Source organism: Actinomadura fulvescens (genome assembly GCF_039533225.1).
Taxonomy (GTDB): Bacteria; Actinomycetota; Actinomycetes; order Streptosporangiales; family Streptosporangiaceae; genus Spirillospora; species Spirillospora fulvescens.
Genome location: NZ_BAAATD010000001.1, coordinates 416,737 through 431,004, shown reverse-complemented (window position 1 = coordinate 431,004; position 14,268 = coordinate 416,737). Strand labels below are relative to the sequence as shown.

Below are 14,268 nucleotides of genomic sequence, written 5' to 3'. Positions count from 1 at the left end.
GTGGTCGTGCCGCGGCCCGGTCATGCCGCGCTCCGGGGCAGCCACGCGGCGACGACGAACCCGCCGCCGTCGCCGGGCCCGGCCGTGAAGCTCCCGCCCAGCCCTTCCGCTCGTTCGCGCATGCCGTTCAACCCGTGCCCTCCTTCCTGCTCGCCGCCCGGCCCGTCATCGGCGATCTCCAGGGCGACACCGTCCGGCTCGTAGGCGACGGTCACCCGCGCCCGCACCTCGGGACCAGCGTGCCGCAGCACGTTGGTCAGCGACTCCTGCAAGATCCGGTACGCGGCGCGGTCCACGGCCTGCGCGAGCCGGCCCGAAGTTCCCGTGACCGTCAACTCGACGGGCACCCCGGCCGCCCGGACCGCCTCGACGAGCGCGGGCAGCCGTTCCAACCCGGGCCGGCCCTGGTCGTCGCCCTGAACCGACCGGAGCACTCCCAAGGTGTCGCCCATGTCCCGCAGGGCGCGCCTGCTCGTCTCGCGGATCGTGCTGAGCGCCGTGCGGACCTGGTCGGACGCCGGATCCTCGCCGTGGACGTGCAGGGCGGTGCGCGCCTGCACCGTGATCGTGGCCATGCTGTGCGCCACGGTGTCGTGCAGTTCGCGCGCGATCCGGACCCGGTCCTCGGCGACCCGGCGCGCCGCCGCGATCTCCCGTTCCTCCGCCGCGATCCGCAGCCGTTCCTGGGTCTCCTCGGCGAGCGCGCGGCGGCTCCGCACCACCTCGCCCAGCAGGATCACGGCCACCGCCAGCGCGCCGTTCGCCAGGAACACCGACACCGCCTGGAGGGGTTCGATCTTCTCCTGGAGCACGACGATGAGGTAGCCGCCGAGGAAGAACATGCCGACCACTCCGACGGCCCAGCGCAGATGGCCCGCGTTCACCGCCGAGAAGAGCGGCGCGGCCAGCACCGAGATCGGCGACATGCCCGGATAGTCGAGCGAGTAGTAGGCGAACAGCACCACGCTGCACGCCATCAGCACCGCGACGGGCCTGCTCCGGTGCATGACGACGGGCACCGTCATGAGCACGCCCAGCGTGTAGGCGAACGCGTCGGGCGGCACCGATCCCGGCTCCGCCGCCTCATGGATCATGATCGCGTTGACCGCCCCGGCCGCCGCGGCGATCCCGACATCGATCGCATAGCGCCGCAGCCCCGTCATGACGCCACCGTACGCCCGGACCGCCGGCCGGGTGGGGTGATCGTTACGGCCGGGTGAGGATCGCGGCGCTGCCATAACTGCCGCCGAAGCCGGTGCAGAGTGCCACCTCGGCGTCGCGGACCTGGGCGGTGCCGGTGCCGCGCAACTGGCGCACCGCTTCGGCCACGTTGTTGAGGCCATGGACGTAGCCCTCGGAGAGAAGGCCGCCATGCGGGTTGACCGGGACGCGGCCGTTCCAGGCGATCTCGCGCGTACGAAGCGCCTGGCCGAGCTCCTCGCGGCGGACGAGGCCGAAGTCCTCCAGCTGCCGGGGCACCAGCCAGCTGTAAGCGTCGTAGAGCAGCGACACGTCGATGTCACCGGGCTTCATGCCGGCGGCCTCGTAGAGAGGGCCCGCGACGTACGAGGAGAAGATCGTTGTGACGTCCGCGGCCTTGTCCATGGTCGAGGCCCCTGGACCACCACCCCGCACCACCGCGTGGATCCGCGGCGCCTCCGGGGCGAGGTCGGCCTTCGTGACGACGAGCGCGCAGGCACCGTCGGTCTCCTGGCAGCAGTCGAGCCGCCGGAGCGGCGAGGCCACCATCGGGCTGCCGAGGTAGGTGGCCAGGTCCACGGGCTCGCGGCGCAGGGCGCGGGGGTTGCCCGTGGCGTGCGCCCTGGACTGGGCGACCACCGTGTAGGTGTGCTCATCGGTCAGCCCGGCATCGTGCAAATATCGCTGCCCGGCGAGGGCGAACTGCTGGACGGGCCCCGCCATGCCGTACGGATGGGTGAACTGCTCCTCGATGCCCTCCCCCAGCTTGAGGCCGAGGGTGTTCATGCGGCGGCCCGACCGGCCGTTGAGCGCGCGATAGACCAGGACGCTGTCGGCGATCCCCGCGGCGACGAGCATGGCGGCATCACCGAGGATCGACGCGCTCTGCGTGCCGCCGCCGTAGATCTCGTTGTGCCACCCGACCTCCGGCAGGCGCAGCTCGCGTGCCAGGTAGAGGACGGGCGCGGAGTCGTTCAGGTGATAGCTGAGGATCGCGCCGGGCCGTTCGACCGCACCGCCGGTCGCCTCGGCCGCCTCGGCGAGCGCCGCACGGGCCGCCTCGGCGGCCAGCTGGAGCTCGGTCCGCCCGGACGCCCGCGACAGCGCGGTCATCCCGACCCCCGCGACCGCCGCCCGCCCCGCGAACCCCTGGCTCCCCACCGAACGCCTCCTAGATCCGCCGCTCAGCTGAACGCCTGCCCGCATCCGCACGCAAGCGCACGACCGGGTCGTGAGGCAAGCCGAAGGCCCGAGGCCAAGAAACAGTAATCAGAGCCCGCCCGCCGGGACGGGGCGCGATCCGTCCCGACAGGCGACCTTCCGCCGAACTTAGCCCGTTTCCATGCGAGAGACAAGCGCTTGCTCGGTCGCATCGCCCAGCCGTCGCGCGAGCGCGCTACCTGAGCCGGAGCGAGCCGCCAGGCGAAGCTTCGCGCGAAGATCGCGAAGCGATGTCGCGCTCGCCGCTTTTGCGGTTCGGGTTCGAGCCGCCAGGCGAGAACCCGAGGCCGCGAAAGCCTTCAGCAGAAGTATTGAATGGCGGCGCGTTCGGCGAGGATGGGCTTGATGTACTCGTCGATGACGGCGCGGTGGGCCGGGTGGTCCCGGTAGGCGAGGTAGGCGTCCTTGTCGGCGAAGTCGCCGACCACCACGAAGTCGTAGTTGCCCTGGTTGACGCCCGCGTCGGCGCCGACGCTGTACGCCGCGATCTCGGGGATCACACCGGTCAGCCCGGTGAGGCGGGCGGCCACCTCGTCCTGCTGGCTCGTGGTCGTGCCCGCGGCCCACTTGAACATCACGACATGCCGAAAACCGCTCATGGCGCACACCGTAGCGCGAGTCAGACCGAGCCGAGCTCCGCCGCGACGGTGGCGCCCAGTTCCCAGCATGCTTCCAGGTCGGCGCGGGAAGGCTCGCCGGTCACGACGTGCGGCGGGCGCACGGCGCGCCACTTCAGGCCGGTCGCGATCGAGTCGAGGGCGCGCAGGGCTCCGGTGGCGTCGTTGCCGCCGTGCAGGTACGCCCCGTACGGCCGCCGGGCGGTCTCGTCCAGGCACGGGTAGTAGATCTGGTCGAAGAAGTGCTTGAGGGCGCCGGACAGGTAGCCGAGGTTGACCGGGGTGCCGAGCAGGTAGCCGTCCGCCTCCAGCACGTCCACCGGGGAGGCGGTCAGGGCGGGGCGGGAGATCACTTCGACGCCCTCGATCTCGTCGGCCGCCGCGCCGGAGCGCACCGCCTCGTACATCGCCCGCAGGTTCGGCGACGGCGTGTGGTGAACGATCAGCAGCCTCTTCATCGCTTCCGACCCTAACGGGGGACCAGGAGCTTTTCCTCGTCGCGCGGGGACACACCTGTTAGGCTTCCCAAGCGAGCGCTTGGTACGTAATGATGGGTCAGGCGCAGAAGCGGCGGCGGCACCGCGTGCCCACCCGCCAGGCCCGCTGGAGAAGGAGCCGTACACGTGGCTGACCGCCCGATGAAGTTCTCGACCTTCCACCTCTTCCACCAGAACGCGGGGCAGTCCGCGCGGGAGGTGTACGACTACCAGATCGAGATCGTCGAGCTCCTGGAGGAACTCGGCTTCGACGGGGTGTGGGTCGCCGAGCACCACTTCCGGGACTACGGCGTCGTCCCCAACATCTTCAACCTGCTGTCCAACCTCGCGGCGCGCACCGAGCGGCTGCGGCTGGGCACCGGGATCGTGGTCCTCCCCCTGCACAACCCCATCCATGTGGCCGAGGAGGCCGCGATGGTGGACCTGCTGTCGGGCGGGCGGCTGGAGGTGGGGATCGGCCGCGGCTACCAGAGCATCGAGTTCGAGAACTTCGGGCTCGACCTGAGCGAGGCCCGCGACCGCTTCAACGAGTGCCTCGACATGATCCTCGGGCTCTGGACGCAGAACGACTTCGAGTACAAGGGGCGGTTCTACGAGACCACCCATCCCCTGACGCTGATGCCGAAGCCCGTCCAGCGCCCGCACCCCCCGCTGCACGTGGCGGCCGTCAGCCCCGAGACGGTGGAGCTGTACGCGGCGCGCGGCATCCCGATCCTCGCCGACCCCGCCGCCCCGTTCAAGAAGATCGCCAAGGCCGCCGAGACCTGGCACGCGACCGCCGCCGCGGCCGGGCTCGACGCCACCGGCGTGGAGCTCGTGGCGAGCCGCTCGGTGTACGTCGCGCCGACCGTCGAGCAGGCCCGCGAGGACCAGGCCCGGTTCGAGGCGATGTTCGACCGGTCGCGCATCTTCAACGTGCAGAGCGCGCCCATCGACCCCAAGACCGGCCAGGCGGCCAAGGGCTTCGAGTACTACCAGCACCGCTACCTCAAGGGCGGCTCGGTCGACAACGACTTCCGCTGGGAGCAGCTCGAGGTCATCGGCGACCCCGAGCGGGTCATCGGCCAGATCAAGACCATCCAGGAGATGGGGTTCAGCAACCTCATGTGCGACTTCGGCTCGACCCGGCCGGTGCCGATCGAGGAGATGAAGAAGGTCCTGAAGTTCTTCGCCGCAGAAGTCATGCCGGCGTTCCGTTAAGGAGGCGCGATGTCCGTCGTACAACGGTTCACTCTCGGGGACGTCCTCAGCGAGCATCGGCGCGGCCGACCGCTCGGCACCGCGGTCGTGGACGGCGGCGTACGGCTGACCTATCCCGAGCTCGACGACCGGGTGAACCGCCTGGCACACGCCCTCGCGGCGGACGGCGTCACCGCGGGCGAGCGTGTGCTGTGGCTCGGGCAGAACTCCTTCCGCGTCCTTGAGCTGCTCGTCGCCTGCAACCGGCTCGGCGCGATCTTCTGCCCGGCCAACTGGCGGCAGAGCGCCGACGAGATCGCCTACGTCCTGAACGACCTCACGCCGAAGGTCGTGGTGTGGGAGGAGTCCGAGTCCGTCGAGAAGGCACGCGGCCAGGTCACCCTTGACTCGCGCTGGGTGCGGTCGGATGACGAGTACGAGTCGTACCTCTCCGCCGACACCAGCGAGCCGACCGGCGCCGAGGTGCTCTCCGGCACGCCGGCACTGGCGCTCTACACCGCCGCGTTCGACGGGCGTCCCAACGCCGCGCTGCTCAGCAGCACCGCGCTCATCGCGCACAGCATGTCGCTGCTGCACATCCGGCAGATGGAGGACGGCTTCACGTTCCTGGCATGCGGGCCGCTGTTCCACGTCGGCACGATGATGTTCACGCTGGCCACGTTCCAGATCGGCGGCAAGCTCGTCTTCACCCCGGCGTACGAGCCGAAGGAGGTCTGCCGGCTCATCGAGGCCGAGAAGTGCACGCAGGCGTTCCTGTTCGGCCCGATGATCGACGGCCTGGTGGAGGCCAACAAGGACGGCGCGCACGACCTGTCCTCCCTGCGCTTCGTCTCACACTCCCCCGAGTGGGACAAGATGATCACGGTCGACGACAGCCCGTGGTGCGCGTCGAAGATGGGCGGGTACGGGCAGACCGAGGTCGGCGGCATGCTCACGTTCCTCGGCCTCGGCATGGGCGGCAAGGGCTACGCGGGCCGCCCGTCACCCCTCGTCCACGTGCGCATCCTCAACGCCGACGGCACCGAGGCGGCCCCCGGCGAGATCGGCGAGATCTGCGCCCGGGGCCCGAGCATGTTCTCCGGCTACTGGAACCGGCCCGAGTTGAACGAGGCCAAGGCCGCGGGCGACTGGCACCACACCGGCGACCTGGGCCGCCGCGAAGAGGACGGCACGATCACCTTCATCGGGCCCCGGCTCCGCATGATCAAGTCGGCCAACGAGAACATCTACCCGGCCGAGGTCGAGCGTGCCCTCAAGACGCACCCGGCCATCGCCGACGCCGCCGTGATCGGCGTGCCCGACGACCGCTTCGGCCAGTCACCCAAGGCGATCGTCGTGCTCAAGGAGGGCGCGGCCGCCACCGCCGACGACGTCATCCAGCACGTGCGCGGTGAGATCGCCTCGTACAAGAAGCCGCGCGAGGTGACCTTCGTCGACGAGATCCCCAAGCGCGGCTACACCCCCGACTACGACGCGCTGGACGAGCAGCACGGCGGCGGCGCCTACCCGGGCCTCTAGAGGATCGCCACGGGATTGACGGGACTCGCGGTGCCCCCCTCGATCCTGAGGGGGGCCACCACGAGGAGGAAGTCGGTGCGGCCCGTCTCGGCGAGCTCCTCCAGCCAGAGCATCTCGACGAGATGCACGCCGTGCCGCCACAGGAGGATCATGTGCAGATCGTCGGCGAGCCCCTCGTCGGCGAGCTGGCGGTCGTTGAGCCCGCCGATCGCCGCGTTGTCACTGGCCACCATGGAGACGTCGCGTTCGGCCAGCCAGCGCCCGCCGTCCGCCGACAGGCCCGGCTGGCCGGCCCAGTAGGCGTCGGGCCCGTCCTGCCAGGTGAGCGGCCAGCCCGTCCGCACCACGGCGACGTCACCCGGCCGCACCTCGACGCCGCAGGCCTCCAGTTCGTCCGGGCCGATCCGGTCCGCCGCCGCCAGGTGATCGACCCCGCGCAGGCGGGGAACGTCGAAGAGCACGCCGCGCGCCACGACCGGCCCCGCCTTGTCGATGCCGCAGCGACCGGCGCCGTACGAGCGCACGCGGTCGGCAGGGTGCCCGTTGTAGAGCTCGTTCCCCGACCACATGTGGCACAGCGCGTCCATATGGGTCGTGGTCCCGTGCGGCGTGACGACCAGCGCGTCGTCGGCCATCTTCAACCCGGCGCCGATGGCCCGCGTACCGGCCGCGTAGTCGCCGCCGTCGACCGACATGAAGTGCTGCGGCAGCGGCCTGCCCTTCAGGTGCGGGACGGTGGTCGGCGCGGGCGAGGACGTGGCGCCCCTGATCGGCAGCGACAGGCTCAGCACCCGCCCCTCCCGCACGCAGCCGGCCGCCGCGACGACCACCTCCGGGGTCAGCAGGTTGAGGGCCCCGCGTTCGTCATCGGCACCCCAGCGTCCCCAGTTGTTCGACTCGTCGAGCATGGTTTTCGTTATGCCTTCCCACTCTGAAAGGACCGCGCTTGGCTTCCTCCTCCTCGCGAACGAGGGGATTCCTACGGCTCGCGCTGTAGGGGTTTCTGCTTCATCACCGATTGCCCGCCCGGAGTTCTCCGTTGAGGTCTTACGCCGGCTCCACAGACAGACGCCGCCAGCCCGGCGGCCAGAAGGTTGTTGGCTGCGTTCACGTCCCTGTCATGGGTCGTGCCGCAGCCGCACGTCCAGGTACGGACGTTCAGCGGCATCTTGTCCTGAAAGGCGCCGCAATTCGAACACAGCTTGGAGGAGGGGAACCAGCGATCGACCACGACCAACTCACGGCCGTACCAGCCGGATTTGTACTCCAGCATGCTGCGGAACTGGCTCCATGCCGCGTCACTGATGGCACGGGCCAGCTTGTGGTTCTTGAGCAGGTTCCGAACGGTCAGGTCCTCGATCACGATCGTTTGGTTCTCACGAACGAGCCGAGTCGTCAGCTTGTGCAGGGTGTCGCGTCGCCGGTCGGCGATCCGGGCGTGGATCCGGGCGACGGCCTTACGGGCTTTGGCCTGGTTGGCCGATCCCTCGACCTTGCGGGCCAGCCGCCGTTGCGTGCGTGCCAGCCGGTCCCGGTCACGCCGCTCGTGGCGGGGATTGATGATCTTCTCCCCGGTCGACAGCGTCAGCAGGTGATCAAGGCCCGCATCCACCCCGACCGCCGTATCAGCGGCCGGCAGCGACCTGACGCTGGGATCATCGACCAGCAGGGACACGAACCAGCGCCCGGCACTATCGCGGGAGACCGTCACCGTGGAGGGGGTCTCCCCTTCGGGAAGAGGCCGGGACCAGACGATGTCCAGCGCCTCGCTCATCTTCGCCAAGGTCAACTGGCCGTCGTGGAACCGGAACGCGCTGGTGGTGTACTCCGCGGACGCGCGCGACTTCTTCTTGGATTTGAAGCGCGGGTATTTGGCGCGCTTGGCGAAAAAGTTGGTGAACGCCGTCTGCAGGTGCCGAAGGGCCTGCTGCAGCGGGACCGAGGACACCTCGTTGAGGTAGGCCAGTTCCTCGGTCTTCTTCCACGCCGTCAGCATCGCCGACGTCTGGTTGTAGTTCACCCGCTCAGCCCGCAGCGTCCACGCCTCAGTCCGGGCCTGAAGCGCCATATTGTAGACCTTGCGCACACATCCGAACGTGCGCGACAACTCAGCCACCTGCGCATCGGTCGGATAGAAGCGGTATTTGAACGCCCGCTTCACGTGAGTGGCCCCATGGCTCACATGCTAGGCCCCAGCTTGTGACCGCGGCGGTGGTTTGTGGTAGACGTCGGTCTGCCTGGACGGCGAACTGGCTATCCCAGTCCTGCTCGGCAGGAATCCGTTTCCTCCCCGGCCTGAAGGCCGGGGTATCCCCGGAGGAGATCCGATGACAACCGTGCAGGGCCACTGCGACCCGGCGTTCTCGGCCGTCCGGGACGTCTTCGAGCAGAACTTCGCCGACGGCCGCGAACTCGGCGCGGCGGTGGCGGTCTATGCCGGGGACCGCAAGGTCGTGGACCTGTGGGGCGGCGTCGCCGACCGCCGGACCGGCCGGGAATGGCTGGAGGACACCCCGTGCTTCGCGTTCTCCTGCACCAAGGCCGTGACCGCGACCGCCGCGCTGCTGCTCGCCGAACGCGGCGCGTACGAGATCGACGGGCCGGTGACCGAATGGTGGCCGGAGTTCGGGGCGCGGGGCAAGGAGGGCACGACGGCCGCCCACCTGCTGTCCCACCAGGCCGGGCTCCCCGCGTTCGCCCGCCCGGTGACCGCCGAGGAGGCGGCCGACGCGCCCGTGCGGGCCGCCGAGCTGGCCGCCCAGGCACCGGAGTGGGAGCCCGGAACGGCGCACGGCTACCACGCGCTCACCTACGGCTGGCTGGCCGGTGAGATCGTGCGGCGCCACTCGGGCCGGCTCGTCGGCGAGTTCGTCCGCGACGAGTTCGCGGGCGAGCTGGACCTGTGGATCGGTACCCCGGACGAGGTCATCGACCGTGCCGCCAAGCTCACCGCCGGCCGCCGGGCGCCCCGCAACGGCGCGGACGCCCCGCGGGCGGTCGAGGACGACAACGTGCTCGAACGGCTGGCCAGCGCCTACGTCGACCCCGGCAGTGCCCTCAACCGGTCGCTCAACAACCCGCACCCGGGCAAGGGCGGCTACAACAACCCGGTCGTGCTCCGAGCGGGCTGGCCGGCCGCCGGGATGATCGCGACCGCGCCCGCGCTCGCGGCCTTCTACCGCGACCTCATCGCGGGCAGGATCCTGCGGCCGGACACGCTCGCGGACGCCCTCAGGCCCCGGGTCAGCGGCACGGATCGCACGATGCTGGTGCGGAGCTCGTTCGGCCTCGGCTACATGCGGCCCGCCATGACGTTCTTCACCCCGCCTGCCGGACGGCAGTCCGCGTTCGGCCACACCGGCGCGGGCGGCTCGATCGGGCTCGGCGACCCCGAGGCGGGGCTGACCATCGCGTACCTGCCGAACAGCATGGGCGACCAGCTCTCCGGCGACCTGCGCGCCTACCGCCTCACCGAGGCCGCCTACACGTCCCTGACCTGACGTCACTGCATCGTGATGCCGCCGCTGACCGACAGGGTCTGGCCGGTTATGTATCCGGCGCGGTCGGTGCAGAGGAAGGCGACGATGCCCGCGATGTCGTCCGGGCGGCCGATCCGGCGCAGCGGGATCTGCTTGGCGAGCTTGTCGAGCAGGCCCGGGTGCTGGTCGGACACCGCCCGGACCATGGGGGTGTCGGTAGGGCCGGGGCACACCACGTTGCTGGTGACGCCGCCGCGTGCCGCCTCCCGGGCGAGGGTCTTGGCCAGGCCGAAGAGCCCGGCCTTGGTCGCCGCGTAGGCGCCCTCGCCCCCGGAGCCGGCCCGTGCGCCGTCGGACGAGATGAAGACCAGGCGGCCCCGGCCGCGGGCGGTCATGCCGGGCAGCAGGCCCCGGGTGAGCTGCATCGGCGCCCTCAGGTTGATCTTCCACATGAGGTCCCAGGCCGCCGGGTCACTGTCCACGAACGGTTCGACGATGCTGACCCCGGCGTTGTGGACGAGGATGTCGGTCTCGCCCACCTCGGCGAGGAAGCGGTCGATGTCGCCGGTGTCGGTGAGGTCCACGCGGAGTGCCGTTCCGCCCAGGTCCTTGGCGACGGCCTCGGCCGCGGGCAGGTCGATGTCGGCGATGACGACCCGCGCTCCGAGCGCGGCCAGGTCGGCGCAGATCGCCCGGCCGATGCCGCCCGCTCCACCGGTGACGACGGCCGTGCGGCCGGACAGGTCCAGTCCGTCCATGGTCACTCCCAGGCCCTGGCGAGCTCGACGCTCGTCGTGCGCGCGGCGAGCAGGCTGATGGTGTTGGCCATGACGGCGTCCCCGTAGTCGGCGGGAATGCCCGCGACGGCGTCGGTGAGGACGACCACGCGATAGCCGAGGTTGACCGCCTCCAGGCACAGGCCCGGGATGCCGAGGTTGAGCGAGAGCCCGACGGCCACCACCGTGCGCACGCCCAGCGAACGCAGCGTCTGGTCCAGGGACGTGGCGGTGAACGGCGAGAAGCCGTGGTAGCGCCGCGACTCCAGGTCGGACGGGTCGTACACCTCGGGCAGGACCTCCACGGCCCCGGTGCCCTCCAGCATGTGCCCGGGGTCCTTGAGGAGGCCCTTGATGAACGGGCAGTTGTCGGTATGGCTGCCCGCCCGGTCGGCGCGGAACGCGGCCGTGCAGTGCACGACCCGTACGCCCGCCGCCCGGGCGGCCGCGACGGCGCGCGCGGCGTTCGCCACCACGCCGCGTTCGTCGCAGGCCTTGACCAGGTCGGGGAACTTGGCGAGATCCCCGGCGACGCCCCGCTGCAGTTCCATCACGAGCAGCGCGGTGTGCCGGGGATCGGCCAGCTCAGCAAGATCGATCGCCACGGGCTCCACGATACTGACCTAGCACTTGCTTGGGTAGTCCGAACTCACGCACGGCCCCGGGTGATCGGGCCGACCGGCGCCCCGAGCCTGTCGGTCCACTCCGCCGTCTCGTAGACCGTCGCGGAGTTGGCCCGATCACCGAGCCGGGCCCCCTCGCCGCCGTCCTCCAGCGCGAGCAACCGGGCCCCGCGCGGCTCAATGATCATCCAGTGCAGGTCGCCCGAGGGCAGGTCCGCCCGGTGGTACAGGGCCGTGCCGGTCCGGCCGAGCCGGTCCCTGGCGTTGGGCACCACGGTGATCCCGCCGGTCTCGGCGAGCATGCGGAAGAGCCCGGCGCGGACGCGCGGCGGCGCGGGCTGGGCCAGCGCGTGCGCCGTGAGGTCGAACAGATGGCCGCGGTAGTCGCCCGTGTTCCGCTGGAGCCGCCGGACCAGCCGTTCCAGCTCGGCGGGATCGGCGGGAACGTCGCGCCAGGCCGGATAGGAGGGATTACCGAACACGCGGAGCGTGTCGGCCGCCTTGGGATAGTCCACCGTCGCCGCCTTCGGCACCAGCGGCGGCGACCCTTGCCGGCGCCAGGTCTCCCGGTCGGCCGGTGTCGGGAAGCCGATCGCGGGCCGTTGGTGGTTGACGAGACGGGCCCGGGTCGTCGACGACCACGAGTCCTGCGTGGTGGCGATCGTCGCGGTGTAGCCCTTCCGGGAGACGGACTCGAAGGTGCGCTCGCGGACATGCCAGTACCTGCCCTTCGTGGCCGGTGCGGCGGCCGCGATATCGGCGCTGACGAGGAGGAACCGCCGGGCGTCGGCGGTCGCCGGCGGGCGCGGCTCCGTGCCGTCCTCTCCGGACACCAGGACCGCGGCGGCGACGAGCGCGGCGGCGGCGGCACCGGCCAGGATCATCAACGACGGCCGTGCGTACCGCCGGCCGCGAACGGCGGCGGCGCGCGGCGTGGCGGTGATGCGGTCGAGATCGGCGTCGCGGCGCCGCTCGTACGCGGCGTCGATCGTTTCGTCGAGCGTGTCCGGCAGGACGGCCGACAGCCTGCTGACGGGGTCGGTCATTGCTGCTCCTGAGGGACGGTGCGGGCGAGGTGGGCGTGGCCCTGAGGGTGCGCCGCCTGGGCGCGGTAGCGCGCGGCCAGGCGCTTTCGGGCCCGATGGAGGCGGACGTGGAACGTGGCGGCCGGGCAGCCCGCGACCCGGGCGGCCTGTCTCGGCTCCAGCCCGTGCCACGCCACCAGCGTGAGCGCCTCGACGTCCTTCTCCGGCAGCGCGGCGAGCGCCCGCAGGAGGCTGTCGCGCTCGACGACGCGTTCGGCGAGGTCCCAGCCGTCCTCGTGCGGGGTCAGGGCGGCGATCCGGTCGGCGAGCGCGTCGCGGCGGCCCGCGGTGGCGTGCTGTTTGCGCAGCAGGTTGCGGGCGACACCGAGCAGCCAGGGCAGCTCCTGGTCGGGGACGTCGTCGAGCCGCCGCCACGCGACGAGGAACGTCTCGCTCACGACGTCCTCGGCGACGTCGGGAGCCGCGCGGATCAGCGCGTAACGAAGCACGCTGCGATAGTGCGCGTCGTACAGCCGGGTGAACCGGCTTTTCGGATCGTCCATGCCCCTTAGTGCCTCCGCGTGCCCCGGCCCTTACCGGCGGAACGGGACGAATTCTCCCGGAGCGGTAACGTGCGGAGACATGGAGGTCGGGGAGGTGCACGCGTGGCCGTCCACGGTGGAGGAGGCTCGGGATATCCAGGATCGGCTCCGGCCGTCGCTGGAGCTGGGTGATCCGGGTCCGCAGCGGCCCGCGACGATCGCCGGGCTGGACGTCTCGTACGCGGGTGACGGCACGGGCGTTGACCGGCTCGCGGCGGCCGTGGTCGTGCTCGACGCGGTCACGCTGGAGACCGTCGAAGAGGCCGTGGTGGCGGGGATCGCCGCGTTCCCCTACGTTCCGGGGCTCTTCGCGTTCCGGGAGCTGCCCACGCTGCTGGAGGCGCTGCGGCGGCTCGACACCACGCCCGGCCTTCTCGTGTGCGACGGCGCCGGGCTGGCGCATCCACGCCGGTTCGGGCTGGCCTGTCATCTCGGCGTGCTCACGGGGCTGCCGGCCATGGGCGTGGCGAAGACGCGGCTGTTCGGGCGGCACGATCAGCCCGGCCCGCGACGCGGCGCGACTGCGGACCTGCTGGACGACGGCGGCGAGGTCGTCGGGCGGGTCCTGCGCACCCAGGACGGGACCAGGCCGGTGTACGTGTCGGTCGGGCATCGCATCGACCTGGACACCGCGTGCCGCCACGCCCTCGCGCTGAGCCCGGAGTTCCGGTTGCCGGAGACGACGCGCAGGGCCGACCGGCTGTCGCGGGCGGCGCTGCGGGCGGGCTGAGCCTTGTCGGTTAACCAAGCGTGCGCTAGGTTGGGCCGCGATGGACCGCCCGCGCCCCGTGCCCACTCCCACGCCGCTGACCGAGCCGTACTGGACGGCCTGCCGGCGCGGTGAGCTGGCGCTGCAGCGCTGCTCGGGCTGCGCGCGGTTCGTGCACTTCCCCGAGCCCGCCTGCCCGTTCTGCGGTGGTGACCGGCTGCCGTACGAGACGGTCGGCGGCCGCGGCGCCGTGCACACCTTCAGCGTCGTGCACCGGCCGTTCCTCACCGGCTTCCAGCCGCCCTACGTCGTCGCCTGGGTGGACCTGCCCGAGGGCGTACGGGTGTTCGGTGACGTGACCGGGTGCGAGCCCGGGGACGTGCGGATCGGCATGCCGGTCGGGGTGCACTTCGTCGAACTGGACGGCTTCGGCCCGATCCCGACCTGGAGGCCCGCATGACCCGTATCGGCAACGTCCTCTACGGCGCCAAGGACGTGGACGAGGCCGTCCGCTTCTACCGCGACGCGCTCGGCCTGGCCGTGAAGTTCCAGGACGGCGGCCGGTTCGCGGCGCTCGACGGCGGCGGCACCACGTTCGCCATCGCCGGGCCCGAGGAGGACGTGACCGGCGGGACGCCCGCGGTCTCGTTCAAGGTCGACGACGTGGCGGCCATGGCCGGCCGGCTGACCGCGGCCGGGGCGACGCTGGTCCGCGCTCCCGAGGAAGGGCCGCACGAGGTGCGCGCCGTACTGCGCGACCCAACCGGCAACCCGTTCGTGCTCTACGCCAGCCGCAAGTAG

At 71.3% G+C, this 14,268-nt stretch carries 16 protein-coding genes; 6 read left to right on the top strand and 10 right to left on the bottom strand.

The genetic code is table 11. The features are described 5' to 3' along the window. Nucleotides 1-20: 20 nt before the first annotated feature. The 4 genes from ABD333_RS02025 to ABD333_RS02010 form a co-directional block, all read right to left on the bottom strand. Nucleotides 21-1,163: a sensor histidine kinase gene (locus ABD333_RS02025; protein WP_344537106.1), complete on the bottom strand. Its 1,143-nt coding sequence runs from the start codon at nucleotides 1,161-1,163 to the stop codon at nucleotides 21-23. Between the two features lie 43 nt (nucleotides 1,164-1,206). Then, the gene (locus ABD333_RS02020) at nucleotides 1,207-2,361 is read right to left on the bottom strand and encodes a thiolase C-terminal domain-containing protein (protein ID WP_344537104.1); all 1,155 of its coding nucleotides are present in this window, start codon (nucleotides 2,359-2,361) and stop codon (nucleotides 1,207-1,209) included. A 359-nt stretch (nucleotides 2,362-2,720) separates the two neighbouring features. Continuing rightward, nucleotides 2,721-3,020, bottom strand: coding sequence for a Dabb family protein (locus tag ABD333_RS02015; protein WP_344537102.1), 300 nt, complete (start codon nucleotides 3,018-3,020; stop codon nucleotides 2,721-2,723). A 20-nt stretch (nucleotides 3,021-3,040) separates the two neighbouring features. Next, nucleotides 3,041-3,496, bottom strand: a complete 456-nt coding sequence (locus ABD333_RS02010; RefSeq protein WP_344537100.1) for a flavodoxin family protein — start codon at nucleotides 3,494-3,496, stop codon at nucleotides 3,041-3,043. 180 nt (nucleotides 3,497-3,676) lie between these two features. Here ABD333_RS02010 and ABD333_RS02005 point away from each other — a divergent pair, with 180 nt between their 5' ends. Further along, nucleotides 3,677-4,735: an LLM class flavin-dependent oxidoreductase gene (locus ABD333_RS02005; RefSeq protein WP_344538797.1), complete on the top strand. Its 1,059-nt coding sequence runs from the start codon at nucleotides 3,677-3,679 to the stop codon at nucleotides 4,733-4,735. 9 nt (nucleotides 4,736-4,744) lie between these two features. After that, nucleotides 4,745-6,253, top strand: a complete 1,509-nt coding sequence (locus ABD333_RS02000; protein WP_344537098.1) for an AMP-binding protein — start codon at nucleotides 4,745-4,747, stop codon at nucleotides 6,251-6,253. On the opposite strand, the gene ABD333_RS01995 is transcribed toward ABD333_RS02000, so the two are convergent. After that, nucleotides 6,250-7,161 carry a cyclase family protein gene (locus ABD333_RS01995; RefSeq protein WP_344537096.1) on the bottom strand — a complete coding sequence of 304 codons (912 nt, stop codon included), beginning with the start codon at nucleotides 7,159-7,161 and terminating at the stop codon, nucleotides 6,250-6,252. The genes ABD333_RS02000 and ABD333_RS01995 overlap by 4 nt on opposite strands. 71 nt (nucleotides 7,162-7,232) lie before the next feature. After that, nucleotides 7,233-8,414 (bottom strand): RNA-guided endonuclease InsQ/TnpB family protein, encoded by a 1,182-nt coding sequence (locus ABD333_RS01990; RefSeq protein ID WP_344537094.1) that lies wholly within the window; start codon nucleotides 8,412-8,414, stop codon nucleotides 7,233-7,235. Nucleotides 8,415-8,580: 166 nt separating this feature from the next. Here ABD333_RS01990 and ABD333_RS01985 point away from each other — a divergent pair, with 166 nt between their 5' ends. Beyond that, nucleotides 8,581-9,753: a serine hydrolase domain-containing protein gene (locus tag ABD333_RS01985; protein ID WP_344537092.1), complete on the top strand. Its 1,173-nt coding sequence runs from the start codon at nucleotides 8,581-8,583 to the stop codon at nucleotides 9,751-9,753. Between the two features lie 2 nt (nucleotides 9,754-9,755). On the opposite strand, the gene ABD333_RS01980 is transcribed toward ABD333_RS01985, so the two are convergent. Genes ABD333_RS01980 through ABD333_RS01965 form a run of 4 tightly spaced genes read right to left on the bottom strand, consistent with a single transcriptional unit; the run spans nucleotide 9,756 to nucleotide 12,719 of the window. Continuing rightward, nucleotides 9,756-10,490 carry an SDR family NAD(P)-dependent oxidoreductase gene (locus ABD333_RS01980; RefSeq protein ID WP_344537090.1) on the bottom strand — a complete coding sequence of 245 codons (735 nt, stop codon included), beginning with the start codon at nucleotides 10,488-10,490 and terminating at the stop codon, nucleotides 9,756-9,758. 2 nt (nucleotides 10,491-10,492) lie between these two features. Beyond that, entirely contained in the window at nucleotides 10,493-11,113 is a 621-nt protein-coding gene (locus tag ABD333_RS01975; protein ID WP_344537088.1) for an isochorismatase family protein, read from the bottom strand. A 44-nt stretch (nucleotides 11,114-11,157) separates the two neighbouring features. Beyond that, a complete protein-coding gene (locus ABD333_RS01970; RefSeq protein WP_344537086.1) occupies nucleotides 11,158-12,177 on the bottom strand; it encodes a CU044_5270 family protein in 1,020 nt (339 codons plus the stop codon). After that, complete coding sequence (locus tag ABD333_RS01965) at nucleotides 12,174-12,719, bottom strand: RNA polymerase sigma factor (protein WP_344537084.1); 546 nt, start codon at nucleotides 12,717-12,719, stop codon at nucleotides 12,174-12,176. Before ABD333_RS01965 ends, ABD333_RS01970 begins: the two co-directional genes overlap by 4 nt. 79 nt (nucleotides 12,720-12,798) lie before the next feature. Here ABD333_RS01965 and ABD333_RS01960 point away from each other — a divergent pair, with 79 nt between their 5' ends. Genes ABD333_RS01960 through ABD333_RS01950 form a run of 3 tightly spaced genes read left to right on the top strand, consistent with a single transcriptional unit; the run spans nucleotide 12,799 to nucleotide 14,268 of the window. After that, nucleotides 12,799-13,488: an endonuclease V gene (locus ABD333_RS01960; RefSeq protein ID WP_344537082.1), complete on the top strand. Its 690-nt coding sequence runs from the start codon at nucleotides 12,799-12,801 to the stop codon at nucleotides 13,486-13,488. A 40-nt stretch (nucleotides 13,489-13,528) separates the two neighbouring features. Continuing rightward, nucleotides 13,529-13,927 carry a Zn-ribbon domain-containing OB-fold protein gene (locus ABD333_RS01955; protein ID WP_344537080.1) on the top strand — a complete coding sequence of 133 codons (399 nt, stop codon included), beginning with the start codon at nucleotides 13,529-13,531 and terminating at the stop codon, nucleotides 13,925-13,927. Then, nucleotides 13,924-14,268: a VOC family protein gene (locus ABD333_RS01950; protein WP_344537078.1), complete on the top strand. Its 345-nt coding sequence runs from the start codon at nucleotides 13,924-13,926 to the stop codon at nucleotides 14,266-14,268. Before ABD333_RS01955 ends, ABD333_RS01950 begins: the two co-directional genes overlap by 4 nt.

Coding starts and splice junctions, on each gene's coding strand:
- ABD333_RS02025 (WP_344537106.1), bottom strand. CDS start 1,163: ATGACGGGGCTGCGGCGCTATGCGATCGATGTCGGGATCGCCGCGGCG.
- ABD333_RS02015 (WP_344537102.1), bottom strand. CDS start 3,020: ATGAGCGGTTTTCGGCATGTCGTGATGTTCAAGTGGGCCGCGGGCACG.
- ABD333_RS02010 (WP_344537100.1), bottom strand. CDS start 3,496: ATGAAGAGGCTGCTGATCGTTCACCACACGCCGTCGCCGAACCTGCGG.
- ABD333_RS02005 (WP_344538797.1), top strand. CDS start 3,677: ATGAAGTTCTCGACCTTCCACCTCTTCCACCAGAACGCGGGGCAGTCC.
- ABD333_RS02000 (WP_344537098.1), top strand. CDS start 4,745: ATGTCCGTCGTACAACGGTTCACTCTCGGGGACGTCCTCAGCGAGCAT.
- ABD333_RS01995 (WP_344537096.1), bottom strand. CDS start 7,161: ATGCTCGACGAGTCGAACAACTGGGGACGCTGGGGTGCCGATGACGAA.
- ABD333_RS01985 (WP_344537092.1), top strand. CDS start 8,581: ATGACAACCGTGCAGGGCCACTGCGACCCGGCGTTCTCGGCCGTCCGG.
- ABD333_RS01980 (WP_344537090.1), bottom strand. CDS start 10,490: ATGGACGGACTGGACCTGTCCGGCCGCACGGCCGTCGTCACCGGTGGA.
- ABD333_RS01970 (WP_344537086.1), bottom strand. CDS start 12,177: ATGACCGACCCCGTCAGCAGGCTGTCGGCCGTCCTGCCGGACACGCTC.
- ABD333_RS01965 (WP_344537084.1), bottom strand. CDS start 12,719: ATGGACGATCCGAAAAGCCGGTTCACCCGGCTGTACGACGCGCACTAT.
- ABD333_RS01960 (WP_344537082.1), top strand. CDS start 12,799: ATGGAGGTCGGGGAGGTGCACGCGTGGCCGTCCACGGTGGAGGAGGCT.
- ABD333_RS01955 (WP_344537080.1), top strand. CDS start 13,529: ATGGACCGCCCGCGCCCCGTGCCCACTCCCACGCCGCTGACCGAGCCG.
- ABD333_RS01950 (WP_344537078.1), top strand. CDS start 13,924: ATGACCCGTATCGGCAACGTCCTCTACGGCGCCAAGGACGTGGACGAG.